General features: G+C 58.0%; 10 protein-coding genes. 3 read left to right on the top strand and 7 right to left on the bottom strand.

The window, feature by feature from the left end; translation table 11 throughout:
- Positions 1-95: 95 nt before the first annotated feature.
- From CEE69_RS02140 to CEE69_RS02110, 5 genes are all read right to left on the bottom strand, one after another.
- A complete protein-coding gene (locus tag CEE69_RS02140; RefSeq protein ID WP_099258978.1) occupies positions 96-6,284 on the bottom strand; it encodes a hypothetical protein in 6,189 nt (2,062 codons plus the stop codon).
- Between the two features lie 275 nt (positions 6,285-6,559).
- Positions 6,560-7,708, bottom strand: coding sequence for a DUF1559 domain-containing protein (locus CEE69_RS02130; protein WP_233214520.1), 1,149 nt, complete (start codon positions 7,706-7,708; stop codon positions 6,560-6,562).
- A gap of 201 nt (positions 7,709-7,909) precedes the next feature.
- Positions 7,910-8,101 (bottom strand): hypothetical protein, encoded by a 192-nt coding sequence (locus CEE69_RS02125; RefSeq protein ID WP_143549134.1) that lies wholly within the window; start codon positions 8,099-8,101, stop codon positions 7,910-7,912.
- Between the two features lie 288 nt (positions 8,102-8,389).
- Positions 8,390-9,985 carry an aldehyde dehydrogenase (NADP(+)) gene (locus CEE69_RS02115; RefSeq protein WP_099258970.1) on the bottom strand — a complete coding sequence of 532 codons (1,596 nt, stop codon included), beginning with the start codon at positions 9,983-9,985 and terminating at the stop codon, positions 8,390-8,392.
- Positions 9,986-10,118: 133 nt separating this feature from the next.
- Positions 10,119-10,466, bottom strand: a complete 348-nt coding sequence (locus CEE69_RS02110; RefSeq protein ID WP_099258968.1) for an ArsR/SmtB family transcription factor — start codon at positions 10,464-10,466, stop codon at positions 10,119-10,121.
- A gap of 85 nt (positions 10,467-10,551) precedes the next feature.
- Between CEE69_RS02110 and CEE69_RS02105 the strand changes: the two genes are divergently transcribed.
- Complete coding sequence (locus CEE69_RS02105) at positions 10,552-12,234, top strand: FAD-dependent oxidoreductase (protein WP_099258966.1); 1,683 nt, start codon at positions 10,552-10,554, stop codon at positions 12,232-12,234.
- Between the two features lie 10 nt (positions 12,235-12,244).
- Here CEE69_RS02105 and CEE69_RS02100 read toward each other — a convergent pair whose 3' ends face one another.
- Both CEE69_RS02100 and CEE69_RS02095 read right to left on the bottom strand, forming a co-directional pair.
- Positions 12,245-13,459, bottom strand: a complete 1,215-nt coding sequence (locus CEE69_RS02100; RefSeq protein WP_099258965.1) for an NAD(P)/FAD-dependent oxidoreductase — start codon at positions 13,457-13,459, stop codon at positions 12,245-12,247.
- A 1-nt stretch (position 13,460) separates the two neighbouring features.
- Positions 13,461-14,399, bottom strand: coding sequence for a TIGR04282 family arsenosugar biosynthesis glycosyltransferase (locus tag CEE69_RS02095; RefSeq protein ID WP_233214519.1), 939 nt, complete (start codon positions 14,397-14,399; stop codon positions 13,461-13,463).
- A gap of 167 nt (positions 14,400-14,566) precedes the next feature.
- Between CEE69_RS02095 and CEE69_RS02085 the strand changes: the two genes are divergently transcribed.
- Together CEE69_RS02085 and CEE69_RS02080 are read left to right on the top strand one after the other, a co-directional pair.
- Complete coding sequence (locus CEE69_RS02085) at positions 14,567-16,099, top strand: serine/threonine protein kinase (protein WP_099258961.1); 1,533 nt, start codon at positions 14,567-14,569, stop codon at positions 16,097-16,099.
- Positions 16,096-17,322, top strand: a complete 1,227-nt coding sequence (locus CEE69_RS02080) for a lysophospholipid acyltransferase family protein (RefSeq protein WP_099258959.1) — start codon at positions 16,096-16,098, stop codon at positions 17,320-17,322. Before CEE69_RS02085 ends, CEE69_RS02080 begins: the two co-directional genes overlap by 4 nt.
- Positions 17,323-17,337 lie beyond the last annotated feature (15 nt).

Below are 17,337 nucleotides of genomic sequence, written 5' to 3'. Positions count from 1 at the left end.
TCCGTGTTTGTGCCGAATTCATCGCTCGTTCGAGCGAGAAGCTCAGTCTAGCGAACTTGGCTCCCGCGACGAGAGACCTGTTTTGCCTGATTGGACTAACTTTCCCAGCTCGCCAGTTGGTTCGCCCATTGGTTCAGCCGCGGGCGGTGCTTCTCGATCATCGCCAGCCCGGTCAGCAGAAGCAGCCCGGTTGTGATTCCAAACGCCCACCACGGCCAAACGGCATCGATCGCTTGAGTCGAATGCCAGACCATGCTGGTCACACCGAGGAACACAAAGATGGTGCCCAAGTAGAGGAAGGGTTTGACTCGCAGAACGACGCCGAGTGCCATCCCGGCCAACGCAAGCAGCACCAGGATCACTGGTCCCCACAGCGAGCGGCCGATTTCTGACAGCAGCATGTCAGCCGTGCTGCTGAGGTAAATCATCAAGGTGCACGCGTAACGAATCGCCGATCCCATGGCCGGGTCCAAACGATCGCGTTGCAAGTGAGCGATTAACAACACACAAACCGCCGGCGGAATCAGCCAGGCTTGCGGGTGCGTGATGAAGTCCCAACCGGGCACCTGAGTCAGCGTCACCCACAGCGCGGCATTGGCCAGCACCACCGTCGCAATTCGCGGCAGACCGTTCTTCCACAGCAGCGACATCATCCCGTAGTAGATCGCACCGACCAGCAGCAAACCTTGGTAGGAAGTCGTGCCTTTGAAAAACGTCCACGACCAAGCTTCCGATTGCGTCACCACCGCGTATGAACCGCTCAGCCAGAAACCGACGACGGGAATCATCGGCAAGAACATGGACGTGCGACGCATCACATCGGCCAGCACTTTATCGCCCCGGCGTATCGCCCACTGAGTCAAGCCAACGCTGGCGAACGCGATCACCATCACAACGTACGGCCAAACTTGTCGCAGTCCTAAGAACGCGATTCCGGTTCGGCAGAGGAACAAGTGCAACCAAGTCGTCGCGGCAACTCCTTGAGCGATGTACAGCAACCATTTCCGCTGCGAATCGGTGAGCTGCACGTTTCGGATCGCGTTTGGCAGTCGCGAATTGGGGCCAGTCAAAACCGCCAAGACACCTGCCATCGCGGCCAGTCCGCCCAGCGTGATTGCAACTGCGATCACGACAGGCATGCTAATCCCGGGAATGCCGATCACCGGTTTGCGAACCGCAGTTTCCAACGCCAACATCACGACCAGTGAACCAATGGCGACGACGCCTGAGATCAGCCCGCCACGCGTCAATGCTTCCTTCCAACGATCCAGGAACGGACCCTTGAGTAGTTTGGGAATCGCCAGCAGCAGAACCGCGACCATCAAAACGTTTGCCACTAACAATCGCATCACCGCGATCAGGGCAGGGTGCTTCAGCGGCAGTCCGGTCAACACCGCCATCAACGCGACCGACCAAAGCACGATGCCGACGGTGATGTGACGGCGTCTGGCAGTGGTGGTGGGATTGTTGGCGAGGTTTCGTTCCGACAATTCGAAGAACACCCACGCGAGCGCACCGGTGGCAAGGATGCAAACACGCGGCCACGGTTCGTCGATGTGATCCACGACCAACCAGCATGCCAGCAGCGAGCTGAGGCCAACCCAAATCAGCGTCACTTGTTCGAGCGAGCCCGCCAATTGCAGGCGAGCTTTTCCAAGCAGCGATGAACCAAACGTCCAGGCCACCAAGACGGCCGACACGACCAAGTGAGTCACCGCGAAACCTTGGTTGGTTGTCAGTCCGGCCTGCGATCCGATCCACAAAGCGACTTCGCTGGCCCCGATGCAAGAAAGCACGAGGCTGACAAACCAAACCGTTCGCCCACTCGGGCGCAGCCAAGCCGACGCGGCGACCAATCCAAGCGAAACCAATGTCAACGTGCCGCTGGTCACGCCAATCCAACCGGAACCGGCAAAGGCGGAGTTGGGCAGCGCCAAATGTGACTCCATCCAACCCAGAGCGGCGATGGGAATCATCGCACAAGCGGTTTCGATGTCGGCCAGTGGAGCCGAGCGATCGCTTCTGACACTTCGCCAAACAATCACCCACAGCGCCATCCAAGCCAACCAAATCGAGGTCGGGTCAAACTTGGCCACCGCAACGATCGGATCCAAAGCGGTGTTCCAAAGCAAGAACCCGCCAACTCCCACGGTGGTCCATCCCAGCAATCGTGGCAAGATAAATCGCCAGTTCCATCCGGCCAGAGAATTGACCGAACCCATCGTTTGCCAAGTGGAACGTCGTGGTTGGGTGGTGTCGGTTTCCGGTTCGTCACTGGTTTCGGGGAGGTCGCTGCTTGCGATCGTTCGCCCGAACCGAGTGCATGAAATCCCCGCGACTGAAAGGCCGGCGACGGCGAGCGACGACAGAGCCCAAGGTGCGGTGTCGTTGTCGAACAAGCCGACCCAAGCCAACGCGAATGTCAGCAGTGTCATGTGCCACGCGTGCAGTGGGATGTTTCGTATCCAGTGCACCACTGCCGAGCCGATCGATGCGGCGAGCCAGATGCTGCCCAACATGGTCAGCGCCGAATCGGGATGAATCCACTGCATCCAAACAACCAGAATCGTCGCGTGTCCGGACAGCAGACTGATCGCGAAAGGCCATGCATCGCGAGCCGGAGTGACATAGCTTCGCATCGCCACCGCGACGGCGATCAGCGACACCAACCCGCCGATGGGCAACGTCCACAATGAAAACGGAAACTGCAGCATCGTTCCCGTTGACGAATAGGCGATGGAGCCAGCGACAACGCTGCACACCAAGCCAACGACCAGGATCCAAGCCCGCGAAAGGTGGGCTCCTGTGGTGAAGCGTGACGAGGTGTTGTCAGGTGAGCCCGATGTCTTGCTGATCAACTGCTGGAGCAGCCACCAGGCGAGCGACCCAAACACCGACATCTGGACCCATACCAAGGGCTGGTTCACGAAAGGAATTCGCGTCGCGATCGCCGGGGTGGCAATGCCTACCGCCGCGGGCAGCAAGACGCTGGAAAGCAGTGCGTTGAATTTTGCTTCGCGAGCAGAGTCCGCTTTGGACCACAGCAATCCGACCGAAGCGATGATCCACCATGCCGTCACCGCGAGGGTGCTGAACCGATCCGGGGATTGGTTGTTCGACAGCGGTGCCAGCCAACGCGTCCCGAGCAAAACCAATGACCCCGCGGCCACCAATCCCGCGATCATCGAGTGGATGGCAAGTCGTTCCGATGGGCTCGGCGAAAGGAAGGCGAGCCATTGCTGAGTCGCGAATCGGGAACGGAACTTCCATGCAAACAAGAACGCACAGGCAAGCGTTGTTGTGACGACCAAGCAGGATGCAGCGGTGCCCGTCCATGCCAATCCAAGCTGGCTCGCCAGATAAAAACTGGCTGCACCGAGCAAGCCCAAGAACCAATCTTGCCAGCCGTCTTTTGACCAGTGCGAGTCTTCAGTGTGGCTTCGCGAAAGAATGAACAACGCCGAGGTGCCGGCGACCAATCCCAAGCACGCGGCTGATTCGAACCAAGCGAAGTCGGCGGCAGCGATCCAGTCGTTGGTGGACCACTGGGCAATCACTTCCAGGGGGCCCGCCACGATCGCGGCGTACTGGCGAGCGACGGTGAAGACGATGGTGCCCGTTGCCAACATCGCGAACAGGCCGTCTGGCATTTGGCCCCAGTTCAGATGAGCTGTTTGAAGTTTGTTGATTGGGAACCATGTTCGCAGTGGCATGGTGGTTCGGACGAGTATCCACAACGCCGAAGTCGACGCGAAGATTGCCGCGACCCACCACGTCGCAATTCCGCCCAGCCAAGACTCCGAATGCCAAACCGTCACGCCCAAGCAGGCGGTGAGCGTGGTCGCGACCGTGATCGCTGACAGGCCCATCGAGGTTTGTAGCCAACCGCGTTCTCGTAACAAAATCGCGACACCGAATAGCGATGCGACCAGCAGCCAAAGTTGACCGCTGGCGGACCACCAACCGGGCGATTCGAGGCCACTGGGGGATAGCGAAAACAAAGCGACCAAACCTAAGGCGGCCGCTGACAAGCAAGCCATCACTCCCGCCGATGAAGCGTGACGTCGCATCGACTGCTCAGCAGTTTGCGATAGCGAGCTGAATCGTTCGAGAGGGTTGGATTGTTCGCCGGAGTTTGATTGACGGAGAAGCAAGGCTTTCGCAAGAGCGGCGGCAACCATCAAAGACACCGTGACCGCCAGTCCGATCCAAGGTGTCAACGTGAAATCGGCGTGAGGTTGACCGTTCGTCCAGGTCAGCAGTCCCAGCACGGAAGTCCAGAACGCAACCAAGATCACCGGTGCTGCCAGCGAGGCTCGCGAATCTTTGAAGGATCCGAGGATGCATCCGAACGCCGATACACCGAGCACCACATCGACCACCATCGGTGGCACCTGTCCCAGCCAAGTTGCCGGGGCGAAGCTGAGCACCAGTGCTTGGACGAATGCGAGTCCGCCCCACACGCATCCGGCGAAACAGCTCGACGCAAACAATTCGCGAGCCCAAGATTTGTCTTTCGCGATTTGGCTCAGGGCAATGCCGGCTCCACCGAGCAACGCGGCAATGCCAAGCGACGTGACCATCGGTTCGCCACCCAAGATCAATCGCCACAGCGGCAGGTCGCCCCAGGTAATGTCGCCCATCCAAACGGGAGACGACAGCATCGCGGCGATCCCCAGCGGCAAGGTCGCACCGACCACGCGAGACGGTTGCCGCAGTGCGATGCTGGCCGCGAGCCATGACGCCGCGGCCACGATCGCATGCATCCAGATCCAATCCAACCTGCGAAGCGACGCGGGTAGGATCGCCAAGACGGCACCCATCGAAAGCAGCGTTAGAACTGTCGCGATCAAGTTCGAGTTGGCCATCCATCCGCGTTTGCTCGACGAAGAATCGGCTGGGCGGCGAAGCTTCATCGAGTCGTTGTGGCAACTCGAAGCAATCGCGATCCAAAACGGAATCGATGCGATCGCGATTTGAATCCAAGCCGTCTGCACTGCGAATTGGTTCTCGAAGTTGCTGAACAGAAACGCTGCGTAGACAAGGACGCTGGCCATCGAAGAAGCGGCGATGCCGAGCGACAGCCAACGGTTCTTCCAATGCCTTCGACCGCCAACTGAATCAGACTGTTCACGCGAATTCAGGCGTGTGCGTCGTTGACGTTGCGGCCAAAGAATCGCTGCGGCGACACAGATCGCGGGAACCAAAACCGCAAACCCAGCGTTGGAACCAAGCAGGCGTGCGGCGGTGGGAAGCAACGGCAATGCCAGCGTCGGTGCGATGACGCTGGCCGTCATCGGCAACGCATCGGCGCGACCCACCAAACTGCGAGAGGATTGAAGCAGCAGCCAGCCGCAACCGGCCAATCCAGCCACGATCGTGCCCAGCGTCGCGGGGTCGGAGAGCGTGACTGAATCCAGTCCCGCGCCTGCCGCGGCCATTCCCGCCAGCACGCACAAGGGAACCAGCAGCGTCGCGATGATCAAAACCGCGCGGCTGGTGTGCCGCAGTTTCCATCGCCGAACCGTGTATAAGCCGGCCGCGAAGATTGCCGCGTCGGCCGACATGAAAATCAGCGACGGCACGACTCGGTGAGCGGAGCTCAGCGGATTCCAAAGGCTGACGACCAAACCGATCGAGCAGACCACGACCAGCAATCCAGCAACCAGTTCGCCCCAACGAATGTTGTTGCGTGCCAGGAACGAAGTGATGACTTCCGACAAAGCTCGCTTGGGCGTCGTTGGGACCGGAGGGTTGTAGACGGCTTCGGCATTGACCGCTTCCGCAATGACGGGTTCCTCGACGATGGGGGCAGGTTCAATGGACCCGAGTTCGATCGGCGGTGCTTCGATCGAATTGGCTGTGACCGCGGTGACGGAATCCGCGATTGGTTGAGGCGTTGTTACGAGAGGGATTGGTTCGATAACCGTCTCGCCGTTTCTCGGCTTCGAGTCCAAAGCCAGGTCTTGGGCGGATGCTTTCAATCGGCCAGCGGTCTGCTCATCGATCTGGTCGGTGGCGGTCAGCGCATCCATCATTCGGGAAAATGCGGCCAGGTCCGCTTCCGCCGAGGGTCGTTCACCGGAATTCGCCGTGCTTTTCTGGCTTTGGGCGGTGAATCGTTGCGTTTCAGGTGTTTCGACCCGAGGATTTGGCGTCGGCGGGTAGAGCGTTTTAGGGGCGAACGCCAGCCGAAAGATGGTCGCGAAAACGACCCAGGTCAGGTGCCCGACCAAAGTGATGATCAGCCACCCAATCGCGATGAAAAACAGCACTTCCATCATGGAAACCGCGGGGAAAAAGCAAGCGAAGGACCAAACTGGCCATGGTCGGGACCGACCAATCTAGGCCAAGTCATTCCCCACTAGAGACCGCGGAAGGGCAAATGCTTCGGGTTCGTTTGATTTTTGTGATGGGAGCGATTGGCGTGGTTTGCTGAGCAACCGAGATCTGGATGCGGCAGCTTTTGAACTGCGCACGAAAAAAGCCACCTCGACCGAAGTCGACGTGGCTTTGTCTTGTGTGTCTCAAGTCAAGCGAACGAGAGTCGCCGGTTCGATCAAAGCTCGGCTTCGTTCGCTCGCGATTCATGAGAGTCGGACGTTCCCAAAGCTCCCCAGACGCCGAAGGGACTTTCGATGTCAGCCGGGTGAACGGGACCCGGTGCGTAGCGTGTGACCGTTGTGTTGGTGTCCATGCCTTTGGTCGACGCGTTGATCGAGTCGGAGACGAATTTGACCGACCCATCGGTCATCAGAATATGAGCACCACCTTGGTGGCGACTGGTAACCGTGTACACGCCGCCGTACCAATCCGATCCTGGTCCAGTGCTATAGGTGCAGCTGACGCTGTTAGGTGCAAAGATTGTGTTGACCGCGGTGTTGCAAGCGATCGGGTCCGCCCACCAGCGTCCTCGGTTGGATTGGCCGCTGAAGCTGCCAAAGCCGATCACTTCTTGGCCAGGCTTATAGAACTGCGGGTGTTCAGGGTCGTAAGTGTTGGCGCACTGTTGCAGATCGGTTTGGAATTGACGGTCGCCGAACACGGCGGCGGTTCCAATGATCGAGCGATCATCCAGGAACGTTGCCATCTCGCCCATGATCATCGTTTGGCTGGTTCCATCCTTGCAATCACGGAATCTCTTTCTTTGATTCCAAGCGAACATGCCGCGGTCGACCGCTTCGTCACCTAACCAGTCGTAAGCTGGGTCGGAGCGATTTTGGTCGGGGTGAAACCAATAGAAGGAAATGTAACGAGCTGCATCGCCATAGCAAAAACCGTAGTTGATGCGACCGATCGTTTTGTTTTCGGCGGGATCGGAGGGGCAACGTAGCGTGGGAATCTGGAAACGGTTGGGTGTGTAATCGACGCTCCATGGGAACCCACCAAAGGCGACGTATTCGGTGCCGCTTTCGCTGGTATGAGGATGGGAAATCATTTCCCACGCGGCTTGTTGTTCCATGAAGGGGAGCATGCCGACGACCGGACCATAGCCGCGCCAGTTGGTGTCGTTGACGATTCGGCTGAACGGGAAGTTGTTGTAGGCGGCGTGATAGTTGTGAAGTGCGACTCCCAACTGTTTGAAGTTGTTGTTGCAGTTCATTCGCCGGGCGGCTTCACGAGCTGCTTGGACCGCCGGCAGAAGCAACCCCGCCAAGGCACCCAGGATTGCGATCACCACCAAGAGTTCGACTAGCGTGAACGCCAATCGGTTCGAACGATTGAAGGCACGCTGCGGGCTTGTGTGTTCGTGTGTTGAGTGCGGAGCGAACATGAAGGCACCTTGAGGTGTGGTGGGTAGGCCGCGGAAAGGTTGGATCGAAAGGAGGGTCAAGAAATTGTCATCAGCGCCAAAGAGCTGATGGGATTTCGCTGTTCCAATTCGGACGTGATTGGTGCACGCCGATGTTCATTCGAAGTCGGATTCACCAGGTTGTTCGGTGACCGTTGTATTGGCTCGGCCCATGGTCGCTTCCACGGACGCTTGATCTTCATCCATCGATGCGACGGGAATGATCTTCGTCTGAGGGTCACCGCATCCGGTCAATGCAGAGAGAAGCAGACCGGCGGTCATCCATTTGCCCACGTTTGCAGTCATCATTCGGTCCTAGAAGGTGAATACCAAATGGCCGGCAAGAGCTTCAATGCTCCGCCGTCGTCTCGCTCGGCCACTGCAATGACCATAGGCGCTTTTTTTCGAGCGCCAAATGTCAAACGCGGCGTGGCCGGAGCCACCGCCGCGTAAATCGATCGACCAGGAGCACGGGGGGCAAACTCAACTGTCGGCATGTTTCCGAAAACGACAGCGAAGGGCGTGTTCCTGGACACTGGTTCTTTTGAGAAGATTTCAGGAAATCTCGGAAATCTTTCGCCAGTTTCCGTCAGAACTCTAAGAAATCGCGTCTTTCGTCCAAGATCCGTCCACCAAACGCCAGGTGTCAGCGGTCGGTGGTGCCGATTGCAACAAAGCAGGAAGGCGCGTTTCTCTAACGTTGTCGAAACTCGTGAGCTTCCCAAATCGAAGCAGCGAGCCGGGAACTCCGACGGCTGTGAAGCCCGGGTGACCGGTCGCGGGATAGGGGCCACCGTGGTTCATCGCGGGGCTGACGGCAACGCCCGTGGGCATCTTGTCGTTCAGCATCCGGCCGACTTTGGGTTCCAACTCAAACGCGATCTGAGAGTAAGCGTCTTCGTCGTCGCCGGTGGTCGCGGTGTAGACGCAGCCGGTCAGGTTGCCTTCCAGATGGCGAATTGATTCACAGAGCTGGTCCAAGTCGTCCGCCACAACGATCAGAGAAGCGTTGCCGAAGGCTTCGGTTTGGAATCCTTCTGGATTGCCGAGGAAGTCGCTGCCACTGGTCTTGAGCAACGTGTTGGCCATCGCACAGCGGTCGGCTTCTGCTTCGCCACCGCCAGCCAAGAGTTCAGCGCCGAATCCAACCAGTTGTTCAATGGCTTTGCCGAGCGACGATGCAACTGCGGGCGAGAGCAACGTTCCCGCTGGAGCACTCGCGAAACGCTCTTTGACCGCAGCGATGAATTTGTCGGTGGCTTCGCCTTTGACCAGCATCACCATGCCGGGATTTGTGCAGAATTGCCCGGTTCCCATCAGGACGCTGGTGATGAACTCATCGACGATTGCATCGCCACGTTCTTCCAGGGCGGCGGGAGTGATGACGACGGGATTGACGCTGGAGAGTTCCAAGTAGATCGGCTTGCCAGCTTTGTCGGCGGCGGCCTTGAGTGTCAGTCCAGCCCCACGACTGCCGGTGTATCCAGTCGCTCCAACGCGTGGATCAGAAACCAGTTTCTCGCCATCCGCGTGGCTGGTTCGGTAAATAAGTTGCACGGTTGCGGCGGGCAATCCAGTTTCCGCCAAGGCGGCCAATGCCAGTTCGGCGAACAGACGTGTGGTGTCGGGGTGCGAACTGTTGGCTTTGCCGATCACCGGGTTGCCGGCCGCGATAGCAGCTGCGAAATCGCCACCGGAAACGCTGCCGAAAGCGAAGGGGAAGTTGTTGGGGCCGAACACGCAGACGGGACCGAGTGGACCGAGGCAGGAGCGAATGCCGGTTTTTGTGTCGACGGTTGGCATGGCCCAGTTGCCGGTCCGGCACGCTTTGGCAGCCGCACGCAATTGGTTGCTGGTTCGAGGCAACTCGACATCGGCCAAGCGGGGTGAACGGCCCAGTCCGGTTTCAGCAAAGGCGGTGTCGACGAGCTGATCTTTGGCGCCGTCGATTTTGTCCGCGTACGCCTCCATGAAATCGGCGATTTTGGCGGGACCAAGTTTGCGAAGTTCAGCGGCGGCTTCCACGGCTGCGTCGAGTGCTTCGTCGCAATCTTTCCAGCTGCTCACAGGAAACGCGGCGTCGAGTTTTTCGTTGCGGTTGGGGTCGGTGGCCTGGAAAGTGGACTCAGCATTGGCTTCACGCCAAGTTCCAGCGATCAAAACAGGGTGCGTGGCGGGAGAAGCGATGGACATAGCAGGCAATCTTTCTGCGACAGAGGAGGCGGACGCGAAGGAACTCCATTGAGTTCGTCCTTATCGTCAATCATTCGCCGGGTTGTCTCAAGCGGTCGCGTTTCAGTTGCCGCGATCTAATTCGCGGGCAGGTTCAAATCTCGGTCAAAAACCGTGATTCCACGCAAGCCATCAGTTTGCTGAGGTGAGGTTCAACCACTTTGTAGTAAACCCGGCGGCCCTCGCGTTCACTGTCGAGAAAACCACAACGCTGCAGCAAGCGCAGGTGCTCGGACGCCAAGTTGTCCGCGATTTCGCAATCGGCCGCGATTTCACCCACCGTGTAACGGCTGTGCAGCAGCAACTGGACGATCCGCAATCGGACCGGGTGAGCCAGTGTTTTCAGGCATTCCGCCGCCTCAGCGAAAGCTTGCACGTCGCCGGCCGGTTTGGTGGGTTCTTCCGAGGCACGTTTGCCGGTGCGTGATTTTGATGCGGCCATGGCGGAGGAGCTGTTGCACGGGAGAGGGGGAGTCGATATTTATGTGTCGTAATGTTACGAGGTAACGACCGAAAAGGGAAGTCAAATGTCGGCTGAATCAAATGCACCCGTTCGCTTGGTCATCGTTGGTGGCGTCGCTGGAGGCGCTTCGGCGGCCACCCGAGCCCGACGCATGAACGAACAAGCTGAGATCATTCTGTTTGAAAAGGATGATGATGTTTCGTTCGCCAATTGTGGGCTGCCCTATCATATCGGGGAAGAGATCAAAGACCGCGACGCCTTGGTGGTGGCTTCAGCGGATTTTCTTCGTCGGCGTTTTCGGTTGGACGTGAGGACTCGGGAAGAAGTGGTCTCGATCGATCGCGAAAAGCGGGTTGTCACCGTGGTTCGGCGTGGCATGACATCTGAGCAAGACAAAACGTATGAGCAGCCTTATGACAAGGTGATCCTGGCACCGGGTGCTTCGCCAATCGTTCCGGATCTTCCGGGTGTTGATTCAGACAATGTTTTGACGTTGAGAAATTTGGTCGACATGGACCGGATCAAGGCTCGTGTGGATTCCGGATCGGTTCGCCGTGCCGTGGTCGTGGGAGCTGGTTACATCGGATTGGAAATGGTCGAGCAACTGCGCCGTCGCGGTGTGGCCGTTGACTTGATCGAGCTGCGCGATCAAGTCCTGCCGTTGCTCGATCATGAGATGGCTCGTCCGATTGAGGAGGCTTTGCGTCGAAACAATGTTGGTGTTCACACCGGCGTGGGGCTGGAGTCGATTCAGCGCGACGGAGAGTTGGCAACTTCTGTTCGATTGAGCGATGGAAAGGAATTGCCGACAGAGTTGGTGATCCTTGGAATCGGCGTCCGCCCCAACGCCCGGCTGGCGAGCGAAGCCGGTTTGGAAATCGGCGGAACTGGTGGCATTTCCATTGATGAGTATTCCCGGACCAGCGACCCGGATATCTATGCCGTTGGCGATGCATCCGAACCAGTTTACGGTCCAACCGGGACACCGATGCGAGTGCCTTTGGCTGGTCCAGCCAACCGTTCCGGACGACTGGCTGGCGAGCATGCGGTGACCGGAATGTCCGCCACGGCGACGTCGGTGTGGGGAACGAGCGTGGTGCGAGTGTTTGATGTTTCGGTTGGCATGACTGGATTGACACGAGCCTCGGCAAAACGGTTTGGCAAGGAAGCTGACAGCGTGACCGTCGTTGCAAAGCATCATGCGGGATACTTTCCCGGTGCCGAGACGATGACTTTGAAATTGGTCTATGAGCCGAATACTGGAAAGGTATTGGGGGCTCAGTGCGTTGGCGGTGAGGGCATCGATAAACGGATCGATGTGATCGCCACCGCGATGCATTTTGGCGGAAGCGTTCGTGACTTGGCTGGGTTGGATTTGGCCTACGCACCGCCATTCGGTTCGGCCAAGGACCCGGTTCACATGGCCGCCTTTGCGGCGAGCAACTCGCTGGATGGCATCGAATCGTTTCGCGATTCCGATGCTTCGCTCGAGGAGGTGCAAATCGTCGATGTCCGTGGTGCGACAGAGATCGAGAAGGCACCTCTTTGCAAAGCATCCGGTTCGATTCACATTCCCGTTGACGAGCTTCGTGATCGACTGGATGAACTGGATCGAACCAAGCCAACCGTTGTCAGTTGTGCCGTCGGAGTCCGCGGTCACATCGCCGCCAGGATTCTGCGACAGAACGGTTTCGAAGTTCAGAACCTTGCGGGCGGTGCCACCGTTCGCAATCGTTGCTTTGACTGAGTCGGTTGGCTCAATGCACAACGGCTTGCTGTTTGCCAACTGAAAAGGCGGACAGGTCCATGAAGGACTGTTTGCCTTCGAGAATGTCAGCCATCGCGACGGCGGTTCCGCTGGCCAGGTGGATCCCGCTGCGATAGTGACCGCCCGCGACAAACAGGTTCGATTGATCTGGCACGCGTCCGATCATTGGGAAGCCGTCGAACGTCATTGGTCGGTGACCTGACCACTGCGAGACGACGGTGGCTGATTCAAGTTCCGGGCAAACTCGATTCGCGAAGTGCCGGAGTCCTTGAATGACTTCGCAGGTGGTGCCTTCTTCAAAGCCCACTTCTTCTTCGCAAGAACCGACCAACACGTTTCCATCTCCGCGAGCAACCAAGTAGCGGTTGCCGACGTTGAGCACGATCGGGTCCGTGAACGTTTCGCTGTGCAGCAACAGGATCTGACCACGGATTGGAATCACCGAGGACTCCAGTCGGATCTCGGGGCAGATGCTGCCGATCGAAGCCCCGCCGCAAAGAACCACGCGGTCGCACCGCAAAGTGTGTTCGGTGGCATCTCGAGTCATGACCTTCGCGGTGCAACCGGTATCGTCCGTCGAGAGATCTAGGACGGAAGTGTGCGGCAGCAAAACAACGCCTCGACTTTGGCAGGCGGTGGCCAAAGCCGTCAGCAATCGCGACGGGCGAATTTGATATTCATCGGGTGTCCACCAAGCGGCGCTGTTTGGATGCGACTGAATCCATGGGTTGGTCTGTGCCCAATCTTTGAGTCGAGGTTGTCGGCGGAGCAAATCGGTCGCTTCGATTCGTTCGCATTCCAAATCAAGGTCGCCCCAGTACGACATCATTCCGGTCAGGGCGGACGCTTCACCGACTGTTTCGGCCAAGTACAAACCGCCGCAACGAATCAGTCCGGGATCGATGCCGGTTTGATCCAGGAGTTGTTGGCACCACAACGGCCAAAGCGTGTGGCTGAATCCACGAAGACGATCAATCGGGTCGGTCGCGCGATCGAAGTTGGCTGGCGGAAAGATGCCTGCGGCGGCCCATGAGGTTCCATGAGCGATCGGGCCACGGTCAATCACTGTCACGTCCTCGCCTCGGCGGACCAATTCCCAAGCGATGGAAAGTCCGATCACGCCACCGCCCACGATCAGCGTGCCAGTTGCTTCCTGGGCAGGCTGGCTGGGCTGGTCGCTCGTTGAGGTTGAAGAGGCGGACAATTCAGGTCGTTTGGTCGGAAAGGATGCGGCGGAGGTCTCGGGCGAGTTCAATGTCGTCGGAGGGCACTTCCTCATTGTCGACTGGATGTTCGATTTGATGAAGGAGGGCAGTCAGGTCTTCTTCCGTGTCGACATCCGATCGGACCGGAAGCGTGCCAACTCGCATACCAATCGACTCCGCCGCCGCGACCGTGCGGTCGAAGACTTCGTCGGTGCTCCATGGGATATCGTTCCACAGGGTGTCCAATATCTGTTGCGGCGAGGGAATGCCTGGCCTCGGGCAATCGCTTTCAGTTGTCCGCTGGTGAGGCTCGGAATTCGCGGTTGAGTCCGAAGACTGGAACGATCCCGATAGCCCGATCAGGTAGTAACCACCATCCGCGGCCGGTCCCAGCACCAAATCACATTCCCGAAAGAGTCGAGCGGCCTTGTCGAGATCTGCGTGACTCAGCAGCGGGCAATCGGCACCGATCAAAACTGCGTTGGTGCGGGGCAGGGCAGGGCGGTCGAAGACATGATCGGTAAACCAGCGTCGCATTCGGTCGCCCAGATTTCCGCCACCCTGGTCGATGATCCGCCACTGAGATGGTGGTGTGAATGTGGTCCGGGAAACGGATTCGATGGGGGAAGCGACCCAGTGCCGTTCGTCGCCCCAGTCCTGCAATCTGCCGAATAGATGATCCAGAAATCGTTGGTGAATCTGGGCCGATTTGTCGAAACCAATGGTATCGCCCAATCGCGTTTTGACTTTCCCTTCGATCGCGACTTTGGCCATCACACCGAGCTTGCGGATGTTCGGGGCAGAGGTCTCGAGCGAACGGAGTGGAGTCGACGGCGGTTTGGGCATGAAAAATGATTTGACGGAGTCAGGAAACGGCGGCGCTCGCGACCACTCAGCGATGTCGGATTCGTCTACAATTCCGCCCTTGGCGTTCGGCAATCCAGCAATTTCGTTCTGTCGAACGCGAAGTTTTGGTTAAACTTGATTGAGGGGGCGGTCGCGTGGGGATACCTTCGCCGCGTCGCCCACTTCCTTTGTAAGGCGTCTCGTCGATCGGGATGTTCACCAACGGACTTGTCTTCTAGCGGGATTTCTTTCCACACGCCATGGCTTCGATCACATCGGAACGATTTGTCGAAATGGTTGCACGTAGCAACTTGGTCGACGAAGCCACGCAAGAACGGTTCCTGAAAAAGGTTCGCGAAAAGTGCGGTGGAAAGTTGCCGGCCAGTTCCAAGAAGCTGGCAATGGCCTACAAGAAAGCGGGCCTGCTGTCGGATTGGCACATCGAGAAACTGTTCACGGGAAAGTACAAAGGCTTCTTCCTCGGCAAGTACAAACTCCTCGGTCACATCGGGTCGGGTGGGATGAGCAGTGTGTATTTGGCCGAGCACATCGGGTTGGGCGACAAACGCGCGATCAAGGTGTTGCCCAAAAAACGCGTCAACGATGCTTCGTATCTGGCTCGCTTCAAACTGGAAGCGAAAGCGATCGCGTCGCTGAATCACCCCAACATCGTGTTGGCGCACGACATCGACAACGACGGCGATGTTCACTACATCGTGATGGAATATGTCGACGGGGTGGATTTGCAAGTGCTGGTGCGGCGCGACGGGCCACTCGATTTCTCGACCGCCGCCGAGCTCATCTCTCAAGCGGCTCGCGGGTTGGCGCACGCTCATGATCGCGGCGTCGTGCATCGAGATGTCAAACCTGCCAACTTGTTGATCGACAGCGACGGCCGTGTGCGGTTGCTGGACATGGGGTTGGCTCTGGTTTCGAAAACGGGCGACGACGAATCATTGACCGTCGCCAACAACGAAAACGTCCTCGGCACGGCCGACTACTTGGCACCCGAGCAGGCTCTGAACAGTCACACCGTTGACCACCGAGTCGACATCTACGGCCTTGGCTGCACGTTGTATTTCTTGCTGACCGGTCGTCCTCCGTTCGCCGAAGGCACGCTCGCCCAGCGAATTGCAAAGCACCAAAATGAAATGCCCAAAGCGATTCGAGAATTGCGACCGGAATGCCCGGGCGAACTCGAAGGCATCGCGGTGAAGATGATCCAAAAGGATCCTCGCTATCGCTATCAAAACGCCACCGACGTCGCCGAGGTCTTGGAAAAGTTTGCAGCGGCGGTTCCCAAGGGCGAAGTGATTCGAGTCGGGTTGGGCGAAGGTCCAGATGAAGACAGCAGTTTGTCTTCGATGGATTTCGATAGCAGCTCGGGATCAATGGTCACGCAGTCCAACCAAGACACGCTGACGAACAAGAACGACGACACGCTGGCGAGTAGTCGATCGAAGCTCATTCGTGAACAAGATCAAGCGGCCAGCGAAAGTGGTCGATTGGTAAAGGTTGGGTCGATGGGAACTCCCGCCGACATGTTGGAAGGCAGCTTCCTCGATTTGGAAGTCGAGTCCGGATACAAAGGGCCCACGGGGCGGGCACCCAGTTCCGGTAGTCGGCGCGGAGTCGGTTCCGGCATCGATCGAGGTGAAGGGGCAGCGGCACAAACGCAACGCAACGACAGTCGGAACAAGGGCATTGATCCGGTTTTGTTGGGCACCGTGGTGACATCGCTTTTCGTCGCTGCATTGGCACTGGGTTATTTCCTCGCGAAAGTGACGTCTTGACTGTTGTTCTTGATCGGCCCTACGAATTTGTGCCGCCTTATCGCGGAAACCTTTGGCCCTCCGCAATTCAAAACTTTCGGTTGATCGACTGGCACCTTCGGAAGAAGGAAGCCGTCCTCAGTTTTGAATGCCGCAACGCCGAACGATTCGCTGAATCGTTGCGAGCCGGCCACGGCATCCTTCTGGCACCCAACCATTGCCGCTACGCCGATCCGATCGTGCTGGGGTGGTTGGCTCGCCAGGTCAACACGCACCTGTATGCGATGGCCTCGTGGCATCTCTTCAATACCAATAAATTCGAACAGTTCGCACTTCGCCGGATGGGAGCCTTCAGCGTTTTTCGCGAGGGAAACGATCGCAAGGCGTTGGAAACAGCGATCGATATTTTGGTCAGCGGCGAGCGACCGCTGGTGTTGTTCCCCGAAGGAACCACGAACCGCACCAACGATCTTCTGAAGCCACTCCTGGATGGTGTCTCATTCATCGCTCGATCCGCCGCGAAGAAACGTGCGAAGCAAGACAAAGGTCAGGTCGTTGTTCATCCCGTTGGCCTGAAATACCTGTGTCTCGAAGACGCTCACGATTGGGCCCACGAGCAGTTGGCTGAGCTCGAGCGAACGCTGAGCTGGCAACCAGCCTCCGCACCAGGATCGATCGAGAAACTGATCGAGCGATTGCTTCGAGTTTCGCAGGCGTACTTGGCGTTGAAAGAGATCGAATTCACCGGCCACGCGTCGACGGGTGAACTCAGTCCCCGGCGAGATGCTTTGATCGAGAAGTTACTTCTGCAGGCCGAAGAACGGTATAGCTTGGTGGCGAAGCCGACGGAGGATGTTCGAGAACGCGTTCGGAAAATCCGTGCCGCGGTTTCAACGACGTTCTTTGCTGCTGAGGAAGCGGTTCGTGACCCTGCGACTTTTCGTCGCGACGCAGAACGCGCGGACTTGGCACAGTTTCTCCTTTCGTTTCCCGATGAATATTTGACACCGGGGAAAATCACCGACACTCGCATCGTAGAAACGATCCAACGCATCCAAGAGGCCATTTTTGGCAAGGCGAAGGAGTCTCTTCCGATGAGTGTCGTGATTGATGTTGGGGAAGCAATCCCGGTTCCTGCCGGACGTCCACCGCGCGGAGAAGCTGATCCGGTGCTTTGCCAATTGCGTGAACAACTGCATACAATGGTGACATCGTTGTCCCAAGAGGCCAAATTGTTGGCCTGAGTCATCTTTCAACTC

This window comes from Rhodopirellula bahusiensis (genome assembly GCF_002727185.1).
Classification (GTDB): Bacteria; Planctomycetota; Planctomycetia; order Pirellulales; family Pirellulaceae; genus Rhodopirellula; species Rhodopirellula bahusiensis.
Note: the sequence above shows the minus strand (reverse complement) of the source record. Positions and strands in the feature narration are given on the sequence as shown.